15 protein-coding genes and 1 pseudogene are annotated in these 15801 nt (G+C 73.6%); 9 read left to right on the forward strand and 7 right to left on the reverse strand.

The features are described 5' to 3' along the window. Positions 1-38: 38 nt before the first annotated feature. Entirely contained in the window at positions 39-1172 is a 1134-nt protein-coding gene (locus tag VIG76_RS12920) for an acetate/propionate family kinase (RefSeq protein WP_331954795.1), read from the reverse strand. Then, positions 1169-3274, reverse strand: coding sequence for a phosphate acetyltransferase (gene pta, locus VIG76_RS12925; protein WP_331954797.1), 2106 nt, complete (start codon positions 3272-3274; stop codon positions 1169-1171). Before pta ends, VIG76_RS12920 begins: the two co-directional genes overlap by 4 nt. Before the next feature lie 49 nt (positions 3275-3323). On the opposite strand from pta, the gene VIG76_RS12930 reads away from it, so the two are divergent. The 3 genes from VIG76_RS12930 to VIG76_RS12940 all read left to right on the forward strand — a co-directional run bounded on the left by VIG76_RS12930 (position 3324) and on the right by VIG76_RS12940 (position 5638). After that, positions 3324-4145 (forward strand): SDR family NAD(P)-dependent oxidoreductase, encoded by an 822-nt coding sequence (locus VIG76_RS12930; RefSeq protein ID WP_331954799.1) that lies wholly within the window; start codon positions 3324-3326, stop codon positions 4143-4145. Further along, positions 4142-4627 (forward strand): nucleoside deaminase, encoded by a 486-nt coding sequence (locus VIG76_RS12935; RefSeq protein WP_331954801.1) that lies wholly within the window; start codon positions 4142-4144, stop codon positions 4625-4627. The genes VIG76_RS12930 and VIG76_RS12935 overlap by 4 nt, the downstream gene beginning before the upstream one ends. Before the next feature lie 99 nt (positions 4628-4726). Next, a complete protein-coding gene (locus tag VIG76_RS12940; protein ID WP_331954803.1) occupies positions 4727-5638 on the forward strand; it encodes a DnaJ domain-containing protein in 912 nt (303 codons plus the stop codon). 109 nt (positions 5639-5747) lie between these two features. Here the strand turns inward: VIG76_RS12940 and VIG76_RS12945 are convergent, their stop codons facing one another. Then, on the reverse strand, positions 5748-6554 hold the full coding sequence (locus tag VIG76_RS12945) for an SDR family oxidoreductase (protein WP_331954805.1): 807 nt from the start codon (positions 6552-6554) through the stop codon (positions 5748-5750). Between the two features lie 65 nt (positions 6555-6619). Here VIG76_RS12945 and VIG76_RS12950 point away from each other — a divergent pair, with 65 nt between their 5' ends. Beyond that, positions 6620-8269, forward strand: a complete 1650-nt coding sequence (locus tag VIG76_RS12950; protein ID WP_331954807.1) for a glycoside hydrolase family 13 protein — start codon at positions 6620-6622, stop codon at positions 8267-8269. Here the strand turns inward: VIG76_RS12950 and VIG76_RS12955 are convergent. Beyond that, complete coding sequence (locus tag VIG76_RS12955) at positions 8259-8531, reverse strand: acylphosphatase (protein WP_331954809.1); 273 nt, start codon at positions 8529-8531, stop codon at positions 8259-8261. The two genes, VIG76_RS12950 and VIG76_RS12955, sit on opposite strands and share 11 nt — an antisense overlap. Positions 8532-8570: 39 nt before the next feature. On the opposite strand from VIG76_RS12955, the gene VIG76_RS12960 reads away from it, so the two are divergent. The 5 genes and pseudogenes from VIG76_RS12960 to VIG76_RS15200 all read left to right on the forward strand — a co-directional run. Next, positions 8571-9344, forward strand: a complete 774-nt coding sequence (locus VIG76_RS12960) for an alpha/beta hydrolase (protein WP_331954811.1) — start codon at positions 8571-8573, stop codon at positions 9342-9344. Beyond that, on the forward strand, positions 9341-9766 hold the full coding sequence (locus tag VIG76_RS12965; RefSeq protein WP_331954813.1) for a DUF1810 domain-containing protein: 426 nt from the start codon (positions 9341-9343) through the stop codon (positions 9764-9766). Before VIG76_RS12960 ends, VIG76_RS12965 begins: the two co-directional genes overlap by 4 nt. A 2-nt stretch (positions 9767-9768) precedes the next feature. After that, complete coding sequence (locus tag VIG76_RS12970; protein ID WP_331954815.1) at positions 9769-11337, forward strand: alpha/beta hydrolase; 1569 nt, start codon at positions 9769-9771, stop codon at positions 11335-11337. Positions 11338-11484: 147 nt separating this feature from the next. Next, positions 11485-12618, forward strand: coding sequence for a baeRF2 domain-containing protein (locus tag VIG76_RS12975; protein ID WP_331954817.1), 1134 nt, complete (start codon positions 11485-11487; stop codon positions 12616-12618). An 88-nt stretch (positions 12619-12706) separates the two neighbouring features. Further along, a pseudogene (locus VIG76_RS15200) lies at positions 12707-12994 on the forward strand (nitroreductase family deazaflavin-dependent oxidoreductase); the annotation flags it as partial. 148 nt (positions 12995-13142) lie between these two features. Here the strand turns inward: VIG76_RS15200 and VIG76_RS12980 are convergent. The 3 genes from VIG76_RS12980 to VIG76_RS12990 all read right to left on the reverse strand — a co-directional run bounded on the left by VIG76_RS12980 (position 13143) and on the right by VIG76_RS12990 (position 15617). Next, positions 13143-14171 (reverse strand): acyltransferase family protein, encoded by a 1029-nt coding sequence (locus tag VIG76_RS12980; RefSeq protein ID WP_331954819.1) that lies wholly within the window; start codon positions 14169-14171, stop codon positions 13143-13145. Positions 14172-14330: 159 nt separating this feature from the next. Next, positions 14331-14690 (reverse strand): HNH endonuclease signature motif containing protein, encoded by a 360-nt coding sequence (locus tag VIG76_RS12985; protein WP_331954825.1) that lies wholly within the window; start codon positions 14688-14690, stop codon positions 14331-14333. A gap of 108 nt (positions 14691-14798) precedes the next feature. Next, positions 14799-15617 carry a DUF222 domain-containing protein gene (locus VIG76_RS12990; RefSeq protein WP_331954821.1) on the reverse strand — a complete coding sequence of 273 codons (819 nt, stop codon included), beginning with the start codon at positions 15615-15617 and terminating at the stop codon, positions 14799-14801. Between the last annotated feature and the right edge of the window lie 184 nt (positions 15618-15801).

Genomic DNA, 15801 nt, shown 5'->3' on the forward strand with positions numbered 1-15801 from the left:
TCGCCGCCGGGCGCACCCAGAGGACGTGCGCGAGGCGGCTACCGGTCCTCTGTGACGGCGGCCGTCTGCCGCGCGATCTCGAGCTCCTCGTTCGTCGGCACGACGAGCACCGCGACCGGCGCGCCGTCGGGGGAGATGCGCCGGGCCTCGTGCGAGGGCACCTCGTTCCGGTCCGGATCCACCTGCAGGCCGAGGTGCTCGAGGCCCGCGAGGGTGCGGCGCCGCAGCAGCGAGTTGTTCTCACCGACGCCCGCGGTGAAGACGAGGGCGTCGAGGCCGCCGAGCTGCGCGAGGTAGGCGCCGATGTACTTGCGGATGCGGTGCCGGTAGACCGCGAGCGCCGCCTCCGCCGCCGCGTCGCCGTCCGCCGCCGCGGCCTGCACGTCGCGCATGTCGCCCCTGCCGGTGAGGCCCTTCAGCCCGCTGTCGCGGTTCAGCATCCGCTCGAGCTCCTCGAAGCCGAAGCCGGCCTGCCGGTGCAGGTGGAACAGCGCGGCCGGATCGATGTCGCCGGAGCGTGTGCCCATCACGAGGCCCTCGAGCGGGGTCATGCCCATCGACGTCTCGATCGACCTGCCGCCGTCGACGGCGCAGGCCGACGCCCCGTTGCCGAGGTGCAGCACGATCACCTTCGAGCGCTCGAGCGGGATGCCGAGGAACTCGGCGGCCGCGCGGGACACGTACCGGTGGCTCGTGCCGTGGAACCCGTACCGGCGCACGCCGTACCGGCTCGCGAGGTCGACCGGGATCGCGTAGGTCGCGGCCTCGGCCGGGATCGTGCGATGGAACGCGGTGTCGAACACGGCGACATGCGGAATGTCGGGCAGCACCGCTCGGGCTGCGCGGATGCCCTCCAGGTTCGCCGGGTTGTGCAGCGGCGCCAGCGCGGAGAGCTCGTCGATCGCCGCCTCGACGTCGTCGTCGATGAGTGCGGGGCCGTCGAACCGCTCGCCGCCGTGCACGACGCGGTGCCCGCATGCGGTCGGCTCCGGCCGCCCCTCGATCGCGTCGAGGGCCCGGCGCACCGCGGCCTCGTGGTCGGGGACGTCGCTGCCCTCCTCGCCGATCCGCTCGACGATGCCGGCGACGTGCACCTCCCCGCTGTCCGGGTCGACGAGCTGGTACTTCAGGGACGAGGATCCGGCGTTCAGGACGAACACGCTGCCGCTCACGGCTGCTCCCTCCGCGCGGCCGGCGCCGCCTGGGCCTGGATGGCGGTGATCGCGATCGTGTTGACGATGTCCCGGACGAGGGCGCCGCGGGAGAGGTCGTTGATCGGCTTGTTCAGGCCCTGCAGCACCGGCCCGATCGCGAGCGCGTTCGAGGACCGTTGCACGGCCTTGTACGTGTTGTTGCCGGTGTTGAGGTCCGGGAAGACGAAGACGGTCGCGCGGCCGGCGACGGGGGAGCCCGGCATCTTCGCCGCGGCGACGGCCGGATCCGCCGCGGCGTCGTACTGGATGGGCCCCTCGACGAGCAGCTGCGGCGCCCGCTCCCGCACGAGCGCCGTCGCGGCCCGCACCTTGTCCACATCCGCCCCGGTGCCGGAGCTGCCGGTGGAGTAGGAGAGCATCGCCACCCGCGGCTCGATGCCGAACTGCTTGGCGGTCTGCGCGGCGGAGATCGCGATGTCGGCGAGCTGGCCGCTCGTCGGATCCGGGATGACGGCGCAGTCGCCGTAGACGAGCACCCGGTCGGCGAGCGCCATGAGGAACACGCTCGAGACGACGGAGACGCCCGGCGCGGTCCGGATGAGCTCGAACGCGGGGCGGATGGTGTGCGCGGTCGTGTGCGCGGCGCCGGACACCATCCCGTCGGCGAGGCCCTCGTGCACCATCAGGGTCCCGAAGTAGGAGACGTCGGTGACGGTGTCGCGGGCGAGCTCGAGGGAGACGGCCTTGTGCGCGCGCTCCCGCGCGTAGACCTCGGCGAAGCGCTCGCGGAGCGGCTCGGCGAACGGGTCGACCACGTGCGCCGCACCGATGTCGACGCCGAGCGCGAGGGCCCTGCTGCGCACCGCGACCTCCTTGCCGAGGATCGTGAGCTCCGCGATGTCGCGGGCGAGCACCATGCCGGCGGCCTCGAGCACGCGGTCGTCGTCGCCCTCGGGCAGCACGATGTGCCGCTTGTCCGCACGCGCCCTGGCGAGCAGCCCGTACTCGAACATCAGCGGCGTGACGACGCTCGACGCGTGCACGTCGAGCGCGGCGAGCAGCCGGTCGACGTCGACGTGCGCGTCGAACAGGGCGAGCGCATCCGCGGTCTTCCGCGGCGACTCCGCCGCGAGCAGGCCGCGGGCGGCCGAGACGGCGGTGACGGTCTCGTAGGTGCCGAGGTCGGTGCGCGCGATCGGCAGGGTCGTGAGGCCCTCGATGAGGCGCGCGGCGTTCGGCGGCGGGGTCAGCCCGCCGGTGAGCAGCACGCCGGTGAGCGACGGGAAGGTCGCGGAGGCGTGCGCGAGCAGCACGCCGACGATCGTGTCGGTCCGGTCCCCGGGGGTGACGACCAGGGCGCCGGGCACGAGCCGCGGCAGGAGGTTCTCGAGCGTCATGGCCGCCACGACCGTGGCGTCGACGTTGCGGTCGAGCAGCGCCGGGTCGCCGAGCAGCAGGGTCGCCTGCGCCGCGGCCAGCACCGTGCGGAGGGTCGGCGCGACGAGGGCGGCGTCCTCCGGGATCGCGAACACCGGCACGTCGTCGCCGACGTGGCGCGCGAGCAGCGCCGGCATCGCGTCGCGCTCGGCCGGATCGGCCCGGTTCACGATCACCGCCGCGAGGTCGGCGTGCTCGCTGCGGAACTCCCCGAGGGCGATCTCGGCGACCTGCTCGACCTCGTCCGCCGTGCGGCCGCCCTGCCCCGAGGACCGCCGGCCACCGAGCACGAGCACGACGGCCGCGCCGAGGTTCGCCGCCACCCGGGCGTTGAACCGCAGCTCTGTCGGGGTGCCGACGTCGGTGTAGTCGCTGCCGACGACGAGCACCGCGTCCCAGGTGTCGGCGACGGCCCGGAACCGCTCGATGATCCGGGCGAGCGCCGCATCCGGATCGTGGTGGACGTCCTCGTAGGTCGTGCCGACGACCGCCGCGGGGTCCACGTCGACGGTCGCGTGCCGCAGCAGCAGGTCGAGCACGTAGTCGCCCTCGGTCGACCGGCTCACCGGCCGGAAGACGCCGACCCGCCCGATCCGCCGGCCGAGCGCCTCGAGCAGCCCGACCGCGACGGCGGACTTGCCGGTGTGGCCCTCCGCGGAGGCGAGGTAGATCGTCTGCGGCATGGTCCGGATGCTAGGACCTGCGCCTTGCGCTTCGCGCTACCGTTCGGCCATGCCCACCGCACTCGTCACCGGGACGTCCACCGGCATCGGCCTCGCCACCGCCGTCGGGCTCGCCACCGCCGGCCATCGGGTGGTCGCCACGATGCGCGACCCCCGCCGAGCGGATGCGCTGCTCGCCGCGGCCGAGGCTGCCGGCGTCGAGGTCGAGGTCGCCGCGCTCGACGTCACGGACGCGGCAGCGTCGGCGGAGCTCGTCGCCCGGCTCGGGACGATCGACGTGCTCGTGAACAACGCGGGGCAGGGCTCGCTCGGCACCCTGGAGCAGCTCGACGACGCGGCGCTGCAGGCGCAGCTCGACGTGAACTACCTCGCGGTCGCCCGGCTGACCCGCCTCGTGCTCCCCGGGATGCGGGCGGCGGGATCGGGCCGCATCGTCACCGTCACGAGCGTCGGCGGGGCCGTCGGCCAGCCGTTCGCGGATGCGTACTGCGCCGCGAAGTTCGCCGTCGAGGGGCTGATGCAGTCCCTCGCCCCGGTCGCCGCCCGCTTCGGGGTGACGGTGTCGATCGTGGAGCCCGCCGCGGTGGGCAGCGCCTTCGTCGCGAACGTCGCCGGGCGCGACCGCGCAGCCTCGGACGATCCGTACGCGCCGCTGCTCGCGGCCTACCTCGAGCGCACGTCGGCGGCCTTCGCCGCGGCGCAGACGCCGGAGGGCGCCGCAGGGGTGATCGTCGAGGCGGCCACCACGAGCGCTCCGCGGTTCCGCTGGCAGACCTCGGATGCGGCGGTCGCCTTCGCCGGCCTGTCGCTCGCCGACCTCGACGGCTCCCGCGTGCTCAACCAGACGGCCGGCTGGCTCGGCACCCCGTGACCGAGACGCTCGAGCCGCTGCTGCGCCGGGCGATCACGATCGCCGCCGACGCGCGGGCGCACGGCAACCATCCGTTCGGTGCGCTGCTCGCGGACGCGAGCGGGCGTGTGCTGCTCGAGGCGGAGAACACGGTGGTGACCGACCGCGACATCACCGGGCACGCAGAGACGAACCTGGTGCGCCTCGCCTGGCGCGAGCTGCCGCCCGAGCGGCTCGCGGCGACGACCCTCGTCACGAGCTGCGAGCCGTGCGCGATGTGCGCCGGCGCGATCTACTGGGCCGGCATCGGCGCGGTCGCCTTCGCGCTCGCGGAGTCGTCGCTGAAGGCGCTCACCTTCGACGACCCGGGCAACCCGACCCTCGACCTGCCGTCCCGCACCGTGCTCGGCGCGGGGCAGCGGCGGATCGCCGTCACCGGCCCCGCGCTCGAGGACGAGGCACGCGCACCGCACGTGGGGTTCTGGCGGGCCGCCATCCGCTGAGCCGCACCGCTGGACATCGCCCAAGCGGATCGCGAGCGGCCGCAGGGAGCGTTCCCGGCTCCGGTACCGTCGATCCGACACGACGGTTCAGGAGGCGCGATGCCCGACAGCCCCATGTCGGCGTCGCCATACGAGGTGCTGGGGATCCCGGCGGCGGCGTCCGACGAGGACCTGCGGCGCGCGTACCGGCGACTGCTGCGCGAGACGCACCCCGACACCGGGGGCGATCCGCAGCGCTTCATCGCCGTGCAGGCCGCCTGGGAGCGGATCGGCAGCCCCGACGCCCGCCGCCGCTACGACGCGGGGCACGTCGCCGCCGAGGAGGGGCCGGCCTGGGCGCCGCCCCGGGCGGACGGCCCGCAGCACCACCGGCCCACGGCCCGCGCCTACGGGCATCCGGGCGGCTGGCGGCGCGAGCGCTACCTGCAGCTGCTGGGGGAGTGGGTCGGGCGCGGCGTCGCGATCCCGGACCCCTACGACCCGGTGCTCGTGCGGCGCGCACCCCGCGAGATCCGCCACCTGCTCGCCGACGCGCTCGCCGAGGAGGCGACGGCACGCCGCCTCGCGACCCTCGGCATCGGCTACACCGTGTGGCACGACGTGGCGGCGGGCAGCTCCGACGACAAGGTCGACCACCTCGTGCTCGGACCGACCGGCCTCTTCGCCATCCAGTCCGAGGACTTCGGCGGCCCCGTCGGGGTGCGCCGGGGGGAGCTCACCGGCGACGCGCTCGCGGGGGAGCGGCCGATGCACGAGCTCGCCCAGCGGGCTCGGGCGATCGCCCGGGCCGCGCGGGTGCGGTTCACGGGGCTGCTGCTCGTGCTCCCGGACGAGGCGCTCACCACGCCGGCCGAGTCGCTCGGCTCCTCCCGCGGCGCGGAGCTGGTCGTGCTGCAGGCCTCGACGCTGCTCACCGCCCTCCGCGACGGGCTGCCCGACGGCCGCGCCGTCGGCGGCACCGAGATCTTCGAGGTGCGCACCCGGCTGCAAGCCGCGGTCCGCTTCGCCTGACGCCCCAGGAATCGCGCCGTTCCGGAGTTCCTGCGCGACACGCCGCCGATCGCTCCCCGGACGCGGCGTGTCGCCTGATTTCTCCGGAACGGCGCGATGGGAGAAGCAGTCAGCCGGCGGCGCGCCAGTCGTCGCTCGTGATGTGGGAGCCGGCCTGCGGGCCCATCTGCAGCATGCCGCCGTCGACGGGCCAGGAGGCGCCGGTCACGTAGCTCGCAGCCGGCGAGGCGAGAAAGGCCACGACCGCAGCGATCTCCTGCGCGGCGCCCGGCCGGCCGAGCGGCACGCCGGGACGGTGCACCTCGTGCGGGTCCTGGTCCTCCATGCCGGTCATCGGGGTCGCGATCTCCCCAGGCGCGACGGCGTTCGCGGTGATGCCGTGCTGCCCGAGCTCGAGCGCGATCGTCTTGATCAGGCCGCCGAGGCCGTGTTTCGCGGCGTCGTAGCCGGCGGAGCCGACCCGCGGCTGGTGCTCGTGGACGCTCGTGATCGCGATGATCCGCCCGCCGTTCCCGGCCGCGACCATCCGGCGAGCGGCCCGCTGGATCACGACGAAGGCCCCGTCGAGGTCGGTCGCCACGGTGTTGCGCCACTGGTCGAGCGTCATGTCGAGGAAGGGGGCGTTGTCGCCCGTGCCGGCGTTGTTCACGAACACGTCGACGCCGCCGAGCTCGTCCGCGAGATGGTCGACGACGTCGCCGGCGTGCTCGAGGTCGCGCACGTCGAGCTGCACCACGACGGCGTTCCGGCCGAGCGCCCGCACCTCGTCCGCGGTGCCCTCGGCGCCCTCGCGCTCCTCGTCGCCGAAGTAGGTGATGCCGACGTCGAGGCCGGCCTCGGCGAGCGCCACGGCGGTCGCCTTGCCGATGCCCGAGTCGGATCCGGTGACGATCGCGGTCCTGGGGGTGAGTGCCATACCCGGATGCTCGGCGATCTCCCTCCGCGCGTCGGGTGAGATCCCTCCGAGCGTCCCTAGGATCGATGGCCGTGCCTGAGCGTGACCGGACCGACCTGACCGACCCGACCTGGTGGCGCGACGCCGTCGTCTACCAGGTGTACCCACGCAGCTTCGCCGACGGGAACGGCGACGGGATCGGCGACTTCGCCGGCTTGATCGACCGCATCCCGTACCTCGAGCGCCTCGGCGTGGATGCGATCTGGCTGTCGCCGTTCTACCCGTCGGCGCTCGCCGACGGCGGCTACGACGTGGACGACTACCGGGACGTGGATCCGCGGATCGGCACCCTCCAGCAGTTCGACGAGGTCGTCGCGGCATCGCACGCCGCGGGCGTCCGCGTGATCGTCGACATCGTGCCGAACCACTCGTCCGACCGGCACGAGTGGTTCCGGGCGGCGCTCGCCGCCGGACCGGGCTCCCCGGAGCGCGACCGCTACGTCTTCCGCGACGGCCTCGGCGAGCACGGCGAGCTGCCGCCGTCGGACTGGGTGTCGCACTTCGGCGGCAGCGCCTGGACGCGCGTGCCGGACGGCCAGTGGTACCTGCACCTCTTCGCGCCCGAGCAGCCGGACTGGAACTGGGAGCACGAGGAGGTGCGGGAGGACTTCCACCGCACGCTCCGCTTCTGGTCGGACCGTGGCGTCGACGGCTTCCGCGTCGACGTCGCCCACGCGCTCGCGAAGGACCTCGGCGAGCCGCTGCGCAGCCACCCGCACGTGAACTCGATGGACATCGAGATCGACGGCACGAACCCGCTGTTCGACCGCGACGACGTGCACGAGATCTACCGCGGCTGGCGCCGGGTGTTCGAGGAGTACGACCCGCCCCGCACCGCCGTCGCCGAGGCCTGGGTGCCGGTGGAGCGCCGGGTCCTCTACGCGAAGCCCGACGAGCTGGGGCAGGCGTTCGAGTTCGACCTCGTCAAGGCGGACTGGGATGCGGCCCAGTTCCGCGAGGTGATCGTCGACAGCCTCGAGCGGGCGACCGCGGCCGGCGCCTCCTCGACGTGGACGTTCTCGAACCACGACGTCGTGCGGCACGCGAGCCGGTTCGGGCTGCCCGCGGGCACCGACCTGAACGCCTGGCTGCTCTCCGACGGCGCCGAGCCGGTCGAGGACGTCGCGCTCGGCGCCCGCCGCGCCCGCGCCGCCGTGCTGCTGCTGCTCGCGCTGCCCGGATCCGCCTACGTGTACCAGGGCGAGGAGCTCGGCCTCCGCGAGGTCGCGGACCTCGCCCGCGACGACCTCGAGGACCCGATCTGGCTGCGTTCGCAGCACACCGAGAAGGGCCGCGACGGCTGCCGCGTGCCGCTGCCGTGGACCGCGGAGGGTCCGTCGTTCGGCTTCGGCACGGGCGGGGCGCACCTGCCGCAGCCGGCCTGGTTCGCCGAGCACGCGGCATCCGTCGAGGACGGCGACGCCGGCTCGATGCTCGAGCTCTACCGGGCGGCGCTCGCGCTGCGCCACACGCTGCACACGGGGCCGGCGCTGCAGTGGCAGGACTCCGCCGCCGAGGTGCTCCACTTCGAGCGGTCGGGTGGATGGCACGTCGTCGTGAACCTCGGCACCGAGGCAGCACCCCTGCCCGCCGGCGAGGTGCTGCTCGCGAGCGCGCCGCTCGAGGACGGCCTGCTGCCGTCGGACGCGGCCGCCTGGGTGCGCGTCAGCGGGTGATCTCGAAGGAGGTGGCCGTGATCGGGTCGATGGGCTCGACGTCGACATCGGCCACCTCCGCCCACCGCGGGCCCTGCTCGAGCCAGTCGCTGAAGCGCTGCATCGCGGCCTCGTCGCCCTGCGCCGTGATCTCGACGGCGCCGTCGGTGCGGTTCCGCACCCGGCCCACCAGCCCGAGCCGCTCCGCCTCGCCCTGGGCCGCCCACCGGAAGCCCACGCCCTGCACCTGCCCCGTCACCGTGAAGCGCCGCGCGACCGCCATGCACCGATCGAACCACCGCAGCCAGGGAGAATGGCCCGCATGGCCCTGATCCGCTGCGAGTTCTTCTCCGATGTGCTGGGTCAGTCCACCGAGGCGACGGTGCTGCTGCCGCAGGCGACGACGAGGCAGGTGGGGATGGGCGGCGTCGCCGGCGGATCCGCGCATCCGGTCCTCTACCTGCTGCACGGCCGGTCGGACGACCACACGGCATGGACGAGGCGCACCTCCATCGAGCGGTACCTCGCCGCGACGGACCTCGCGGTCGTGATGCCGACCGGACACCGGGGCTTCTACACCGATCAGGCGGCCGGATACGACTACTGGACGTTCCTCACCGAGGAGCTGCCCGCGGTGATGCGCTCCTTCTTCCCGATCTCCGATCGCCGCGAGGACACCTTCGCCGCAGGACTGTCGATGGGCGGATACGGCGCCCTGAAGTGGGCGCTCCGTCGCCCTCAGGACCTGGCGGCGGCCGCGAGCCTGTCCGGCAAGCTCGACGTGCTCGACGCGGACTGGACCGCCCGGGAGTGGCGGACCACGTTCGGCGACCCGGAGTCGGCGACGGAGGCCGGCGACGAGCTGTTCGCCCTCGCCGAGGCGCTCGAGCCGGGGGAGTGCCCGCCGCTCTACCAGTGGTGCGGCACCGAGGACGAGCTGCTGTCCGAGAACCGCCGGTTCGCCGAGCACGCGCGCACGCTCGGCCTGCCGATCGTGGTGGAGGAGGGGCCGGGGCACCACGACTGGGAGGCCTGGGATCGGATGATCCAGCGGGTGCTGACGTGGCTGCCGCTGCCCTCCCGGACCGCCGCATGAGCGACGGGGACGACCTGCAGCGCTTCGTCGAGGCGCAGGACGAGGACGGCACGTACGACCGCGCGCTCGCGGAGCTGCGGGCCGGCGCGAAGCGGCGCCACTGGATGTGGTTCGTGCTGCCGCAGATCGCGGGGCTCGGGTCCAGCCCCACCGCGCGCCACTACGCCATCCGCTCGCTCGACGAGGCGCGCGCCTACCTCGCGCACCCGGTGCTCGGGCCGCGCCTGAGGGAGACCGCCGCGGTGGTGCGGGACGCGCCCGCGGCCGACGCGGAGGCCCTGCTCGGACCGATCGACGCGCAGAAGCTCCGCTCCTCGATGACGCTCTTCGCCCGCGCGGCGCCCGGCGAGCCGGTGTTCCAGGACGTGCTGGACCGCTGGTTCGGCGGCGTCGCCGACGCGGCCACCGACGAGCGGATCTGAGCGTGCGCCGCCATCCGCTGATCACCGCGATCCTCGTCGTCGGGCTCGTCTGCGCACTCGTCGCGGGCCTCGGCCTCGGGTTCGACGCCCTTCACGCCGCGCATCCGGCAGCGCTGCCGTCGCCGTCCCGCAGCACGACGGCCGAGCAGTCCGAGAAGGCGTGGCCGAAGCCGGCACCCATCGCCTGGCACGCCTGCTCCGGCTCCGACCTGCACGGCCTCGAGTGCGCGACGGTCGACGTGCCGCGGGACTGGGACTCGCCGAAGGACGGGAAGCGCGTCCACCTCGCGATCTCGCGGCTGCGCCACACCGAGCAGCCGTACGAGGGCCCCATGCTCGTCAACCCGGGAGGCCCCGGCGCCAGCGGCCTCGGGCTCGCACGGCTCGGCCCCCGGGTGCCCGGTGGGGCGGGCCTCCGATACGACTGGATCGGCTTCGACCCGCGCGGCGTCGGCGCCTCGACGCCGCGGCTCAGCTGCGACCCGGGCTACGAGAACGGCCCACGACCGCTCTACGCCCCGCCGACCACGGGCACCGTCGCCACCTGGCTGCAGCGGAGCGCCGCCTACGCCTCCGCCTGCGCGGACCGGGCCGGCGCCCTGCTCGACCACATGACGACCGAGGACGCCGCGAAGGACATGGAGTACCTCCGGCTCGCCCTCGGGGCCCCCCGGATCAGCTTCTACGGCTACTCCTACGGCACGTACCTCGGGCAGGTGTTCGCGACGCTGTTCCCGTCCGAGGTCGACCGGATGGTGCTCGACTCGAACGTCGACCCGCGGCGCGTCTGGTACGGCGCGAACCTCGACCAGGACGTCGCGTTCCAGACCACGATCGAGCGCTTCTTCGCGTGGGTGGCGCAGCACGACGACGTCTACCACCTGGGCTCGACGACCGTGGCGGTGGAGCAGCAGTACGGCCGGATCGCGCAGGCCCTCGCGGCGTCACCGGCGGCCGGCGTCCTCGGCCCGGACGAGCTCGCCGACACGGTGCTCGAGGCGGGCTACTACGCGGCCGAGTACCCCGGCATCGCCGGCGACCTGGCGAGGCTCGTGGCGGGGGATCCGAGCCGGATGATCGACGAGTGGCGCGCCGTCGACTCGCCGCAGGACGACAACGGCTACGCGGTCTACCTCGCGGTCGAGTGCACCGACACCTCGTGGCCCACCGGCTTCCAGACCTGGCAGCGGGACTCGGCCAGGACCGACGCCAAGGCCTCGTTCCAGACGTGGCCGAACACCTGGTTCAACATGCCGTGCCGCACCTGGCCGGCGAAGCCGCACACGCGCGTGACCATCGACGGAACGGATGCGCCGCCGACCCTGCTCGTCGATCAGACGCTCGACGCGGCGACGCCGTACGAGGGCAGCCTCGAGGTGCGGTCCCTGTTCCCGAGGGCGCGGCTGCTCGCCGAGCCGGGCGGCGTCACCCATGCGGACTCGCTGTCCGGCAACCACTGCGTGGACGCGACGATCGCCCGGTACCTCGACGACGGCTCGCTTCCGGCGCGCGCGGCCGGACGCACCGCGGACGCCACCTGCGCCCCCTCGCCGCTGCCCGCGGCCGGCTGAGCCGTTCCGGCTCCGACGGCTCTGGGAGCGGGCGTCAAAAGGGGTGAACCCAGTTCCGGATCGGCATCGATCGGCCTAGCGTCGGATGCGACGAGACCGGCATCTCGCCGACACCGCGGCATCGGCCGGTCGGAAGGAGCGACGACGATGACGGCAGGACTGCGGGCGCGGCTGACGGAAACGGTGCGGCAGCAGGGACGGTGGAGCACCGTCTACCTCGACCTCTCGAACGACCGGGAGAACCCGGAGGGTCTGCAGGAGTCGCGGCGACGCGCGGTCCGCGATCGGCTGCACGAGCTCGGTGCGTCCGACGCCGCAGCAGCCGGCGTGTCGGACCGGCTCACCGAGCCGACGGGGCTGCCGAGCCCGCTCTGCCGGTACCTGCTGGCGAAGGACGACCAGGTCGTGATCGACGAGACGATCCCCGGCGTGCAGGCGGGGGAGGAGCTTATCGAGGTCGGTCCGGTGCCGCTGATCGCGCCGCTCATCCGCTCGGGCGTGGAGGACTTCACGTACCTGACCGTGCAGGTGTCCCGGGACGGCGGGGACATCGCCGTGCACCGCACCGGCGCCTTCTTCCCCGAGTCGCGCAGCACCATGCAGGGGCGCACCGACACGCTGCACAAGGTGAAGGGCGGCGGCTGGGCGCACCTGAACCAGCAGGAGCACGTCGAGGAGATCTGGAAGCAGACCCAGACGGAGCTGTCCGCGGAGGTCGACCGGCTGGTGCTCGAGCACCGCCCCCGCCTCCTCGTCGTCGCGGGCGACATCAAGGCGCGCGGGCTGCTGCTCGACGCGCTCGCCGAGCGCAGCCGCGGCATCGCCGTCGAGCTGGCGAAGGACACGCGCTCCGGCGGGGCGGATCCTTCGGCGCTCACCGAGTTCACCGAGCAGCAGATCGGAGAGCTGCTGCGGCGCGACGAGGAGTCGCTCCTCGACCTGCTGCGCACGCGGCTCGGGCAGCCTCGCAGCGCCGCGGGCACCGGCGTCGCGGCGGTCGTCGAGGCGCTCCGGCAGGCGCAGGTCGACACGGTCCTGCTCGACACCGACCGCCTCGGGGGCGAGACCCTCGTCGCGCTCGACGACGTGCCCTGGATCGCGACCGACGAGTCGGATGCGATCGCGGCCGGCATCGTCGGCCGGGTGCCCGCCGCGGAGGCGATCATCCGCGCCGCACTGGCCACCGACGCCACCGTGCTCTCGGCTCGCGCCGGCGACCTCGGCGGCGACCCGGTCGCCGCGCTGCTGCGCTGGCCGGCGGACGTGCCCGCGACGGCCTGACGCCGGCCGACGCGGAGAACCGGGCGGCCTCGGCGTGGTGACGACGCGACGTCCGGGCCCGGTCCTGCGGCGGCTGCTCGGGGCACCGGTGCTCCTCTACCGCGCGGGGCTCGGCCCGCTCCTCGGCGATCGGTTCCTGATGCTGACCCACGTCGGCCGACGGAGCGGTCGGGTGTACCGCACCGTCGTGGAGGTGGTCGACCGGCGGCCCGGCGAGGACGCCTACGTGGTCATGGCAGGGTTCGGCCGGTCGACCGGCTGGCTGCACAACCTGCAAGCGGGCGGCGGCCGCGAGGTCATCGTCGGGCGGCGCCGGTTCCGCCCGGCGATCCGCATCCTCGAGACGGAGGAGGCGGCTGCTGCCCTCGCCTCCTACGAGCGCCGCAACCGCTTCGCGGCGGCGCTCGTCCGGATGGTCCTCGGCCGCCTGATCGGCCGGCGATACGGAGGGAGCGAGGCGGAGCGACGCCGTGTCGTGGAGCAGCTGCCGCTCGTGGCGATCAGCCCGGCCCCGAGGCCGGAGCTCAGGAAGCCGAGACCGACCGCTGACGGGGCGCCTGCACCCGCAGCTTCGCGCCGTTCAGCCAGCGCGTGGCGGGCGTGTAGGCCGCGGCGACGCCGAGTGCCCACGGCACAGCCAGGACGATCAGGAACTTCAGGAGAAGGCTCTCCGGGTGGACGAACCACATCAGCATCGGATGCAGGAAGACGACGGTCAGCGACGCGAGCGCAAGGAGGGTCATCCACCGGCCGAAGCGCGCAGGTGCTTGGCGCATCGCGGGCTCGGCGAGGAGCAGCAGTGAGGCGGAGATCGCGACCGCGACGGCGACGCTGACCACCGGAGTCCCGAAGTCGAGGTGCTTGAGGTCGACCGGCTTCGCAGCCTGGAGGAGGACGAGCGCGACGGAGACGCCGAGCACCGGAAGGCCGACCAGGACCGGCCTCGTGATGCGATGGCGGACGGACTGGAAGGCGGCGCCTGCGACCACGAAGATCAGGCAGGGCAGCGCCATGCCGATCGCGAGCGGCGAGTCCGAGAGGGCGTGCGGGAAGAGCGCGCCGGCGGCCACGCCGAGGACGGCCGCGCCCCACTGGGCCGCGGCCGGCAGCCGGCAGACTGCACGGAACAGCAACGCCACGAAGAAGAGCGCCGAGACGAACCAGAGCGTGACGAACGGCGAGCCCGCGTTCGCGCCGCCGAGCAGCGCATCGCCGAGACGGCCGGGATCGATCGACCCCGGCGTGACCGCGGCCCAGACGGCGTAGATGGCGAAGAGGATGACCACCCAGACCAGGTAGGGGAGCATCAGGGACTTCAGGCGGGCGCGCCACTCGGACCGGAGGTCCCGGCGGGGATTCCAGAGATATCCGGTCAGGAAGAAGAACACCGGCATATGCCAGCTGTAGGTGAGCTCGCGCACGAGCGGAACCGTGGCGTAGACGTGCCCGACGACGACAGCGATGAGGCCGAGCACCCGCACGAGGTCGATCCCTGCGTCGCGCGCGAGCGCTGCAGAGGTGTCGGAAGGGGGAGCAGCGGAGGAATCGGTCATCGTCTCTGTTCGGCTCGGCATCCCTCTCACTCTGCGTCGCGATGGTGACCGAACCCTGGGCGTCGGGCCGCAGTCGGCTTCGACCCCTGTCGATGTCCTTGCCGCCGGGCGCCCTGGAGGATCGAGGCGGTTCCGGCCGTCTCCCGGCCGCGCCCAGGCTCACCCGGGTGGCGCGGTGCTTCGTGCGGAACTTCGGGTGCTGCGGATGCGGTGCTGCTGCATCCGGTGTCGTTTCAGCGGTGTGCCTCGCCACCGTTTCGGGACGAGGTGGGGGACGTGTTCGTGGACCCGGATCTCCCACTCGTCACTCGAGTGGATCAGGTGGTGGTGGAACGAGCAGAGCAGGATCCCGTTCTCGATATCGGAGGGGCCGTGGTCGCGTTTCCACCACGCGATGTGATGCGCCCCCGTCCACGCGACCGGGGCCCGGCAGCCGGGGAACGCGCACCCGCCGTCTCGGGCGGCGAGGGCCCGGCGTTGGGCGCGGCTGAAGCCGCGCTTCTTCCGGCCCAGGTGCAGCGGTTCGCCGTCCGTCCCGGTTGGCGAGGTCGGCCGCGTCGACGTGGATCACGACCTCGGGCTCGGGTGCCTTGCTGGGCTTGTCGGGGTCGACGCCGAGGCCCGCCCTCAAGATCGCGAAGAGGGAGCGTGGTCGTACTGGGCCTTGGTGCGGTCCTCGCCGACTTCGTGCCATTCGGTGTCGTCGTCGCAGTCCTCCGCGGGCTGCTGCTTCCACTGCACGCCTCGCCGGTTGGCGTCGAAGATCGCCCGTAAGAGGGCGGTCTCCTCGGTCGCGGTGAGGAGGACCGAGCGGGTGATCCCGTCGGAACCTTCGATCCCGACCGTGATCCCGCGGTTGCGGTGCGCGGCGTCCTCCGCCGGCTTCGCCCCGTCCGGGTCGAGCCGGGCCTGCCACACCTCGGCCTGCACACGGAGAAGGTCCGGGGAGGTCGAGGTCGCGTTCTCGACCAGCGCGGCTTCGGCGATCTCGAGTTCTTCCGCGTCCGCCCGTCGGGCGATGGAACCGAGCGCATCCACGATGACGCGTGCGGCGTCGACGCTGATCGTCCCGGGTGCGAGCGCCGCGCCGACATGCGCCCACCGGCCGGGCAGTTCCCCACCCTGCATCGACAAGCGTGAACGGATCCTCAGGCCGAGGACGGTCCGTTTCCGGGCTTCGCGGCCGCCGATCAGGAGTTCGCGGGCGACCAGGTCGGTGGAGTCGCGGTCGCCGGAGCGTCGGGCGAGGCCGTGCTCGCCCAGCTGCTCGCGCGACCGCCACGCGATCTCCCCGGCGATCGCGACCCGGCGAGCATCCACGAGCCGGCCCAAGGCTTCCCACGCTTCGGCGTCCTCGAGGAGTTGCCGGTCACCCATCCCGGCCGGACCCCACGGCATCTCGCCGACGACGGTGGTCGCCTGCCCGAGCTGCCCGTGGTCCTGCATGCGCACATCGTGACACCGGCCACCGACACTCCCCAGCGACCGAGACACGCGACCGACCAGGGATTCGTTCTCCCCGACAGCACTCCCGAAAGGCCCCTGTGGAGGAGAGGATCCCGCGGAGTCACGCCGCGCCGGACGGCTCCTGCTCGAGATCGGGTTCGGCGATCCGCCGGCGGCGCGGCGC

It is taken from the genome of Amnibacterium sp. (assembly GCF_036559085.1).
In the GTDB taxonomy this organism is placed as follows: domain Bacteria; phylum Actinomycetota; class Actinomycetes; order Actinomycetales; family Microbacteriaceae; genus Amnibacterium.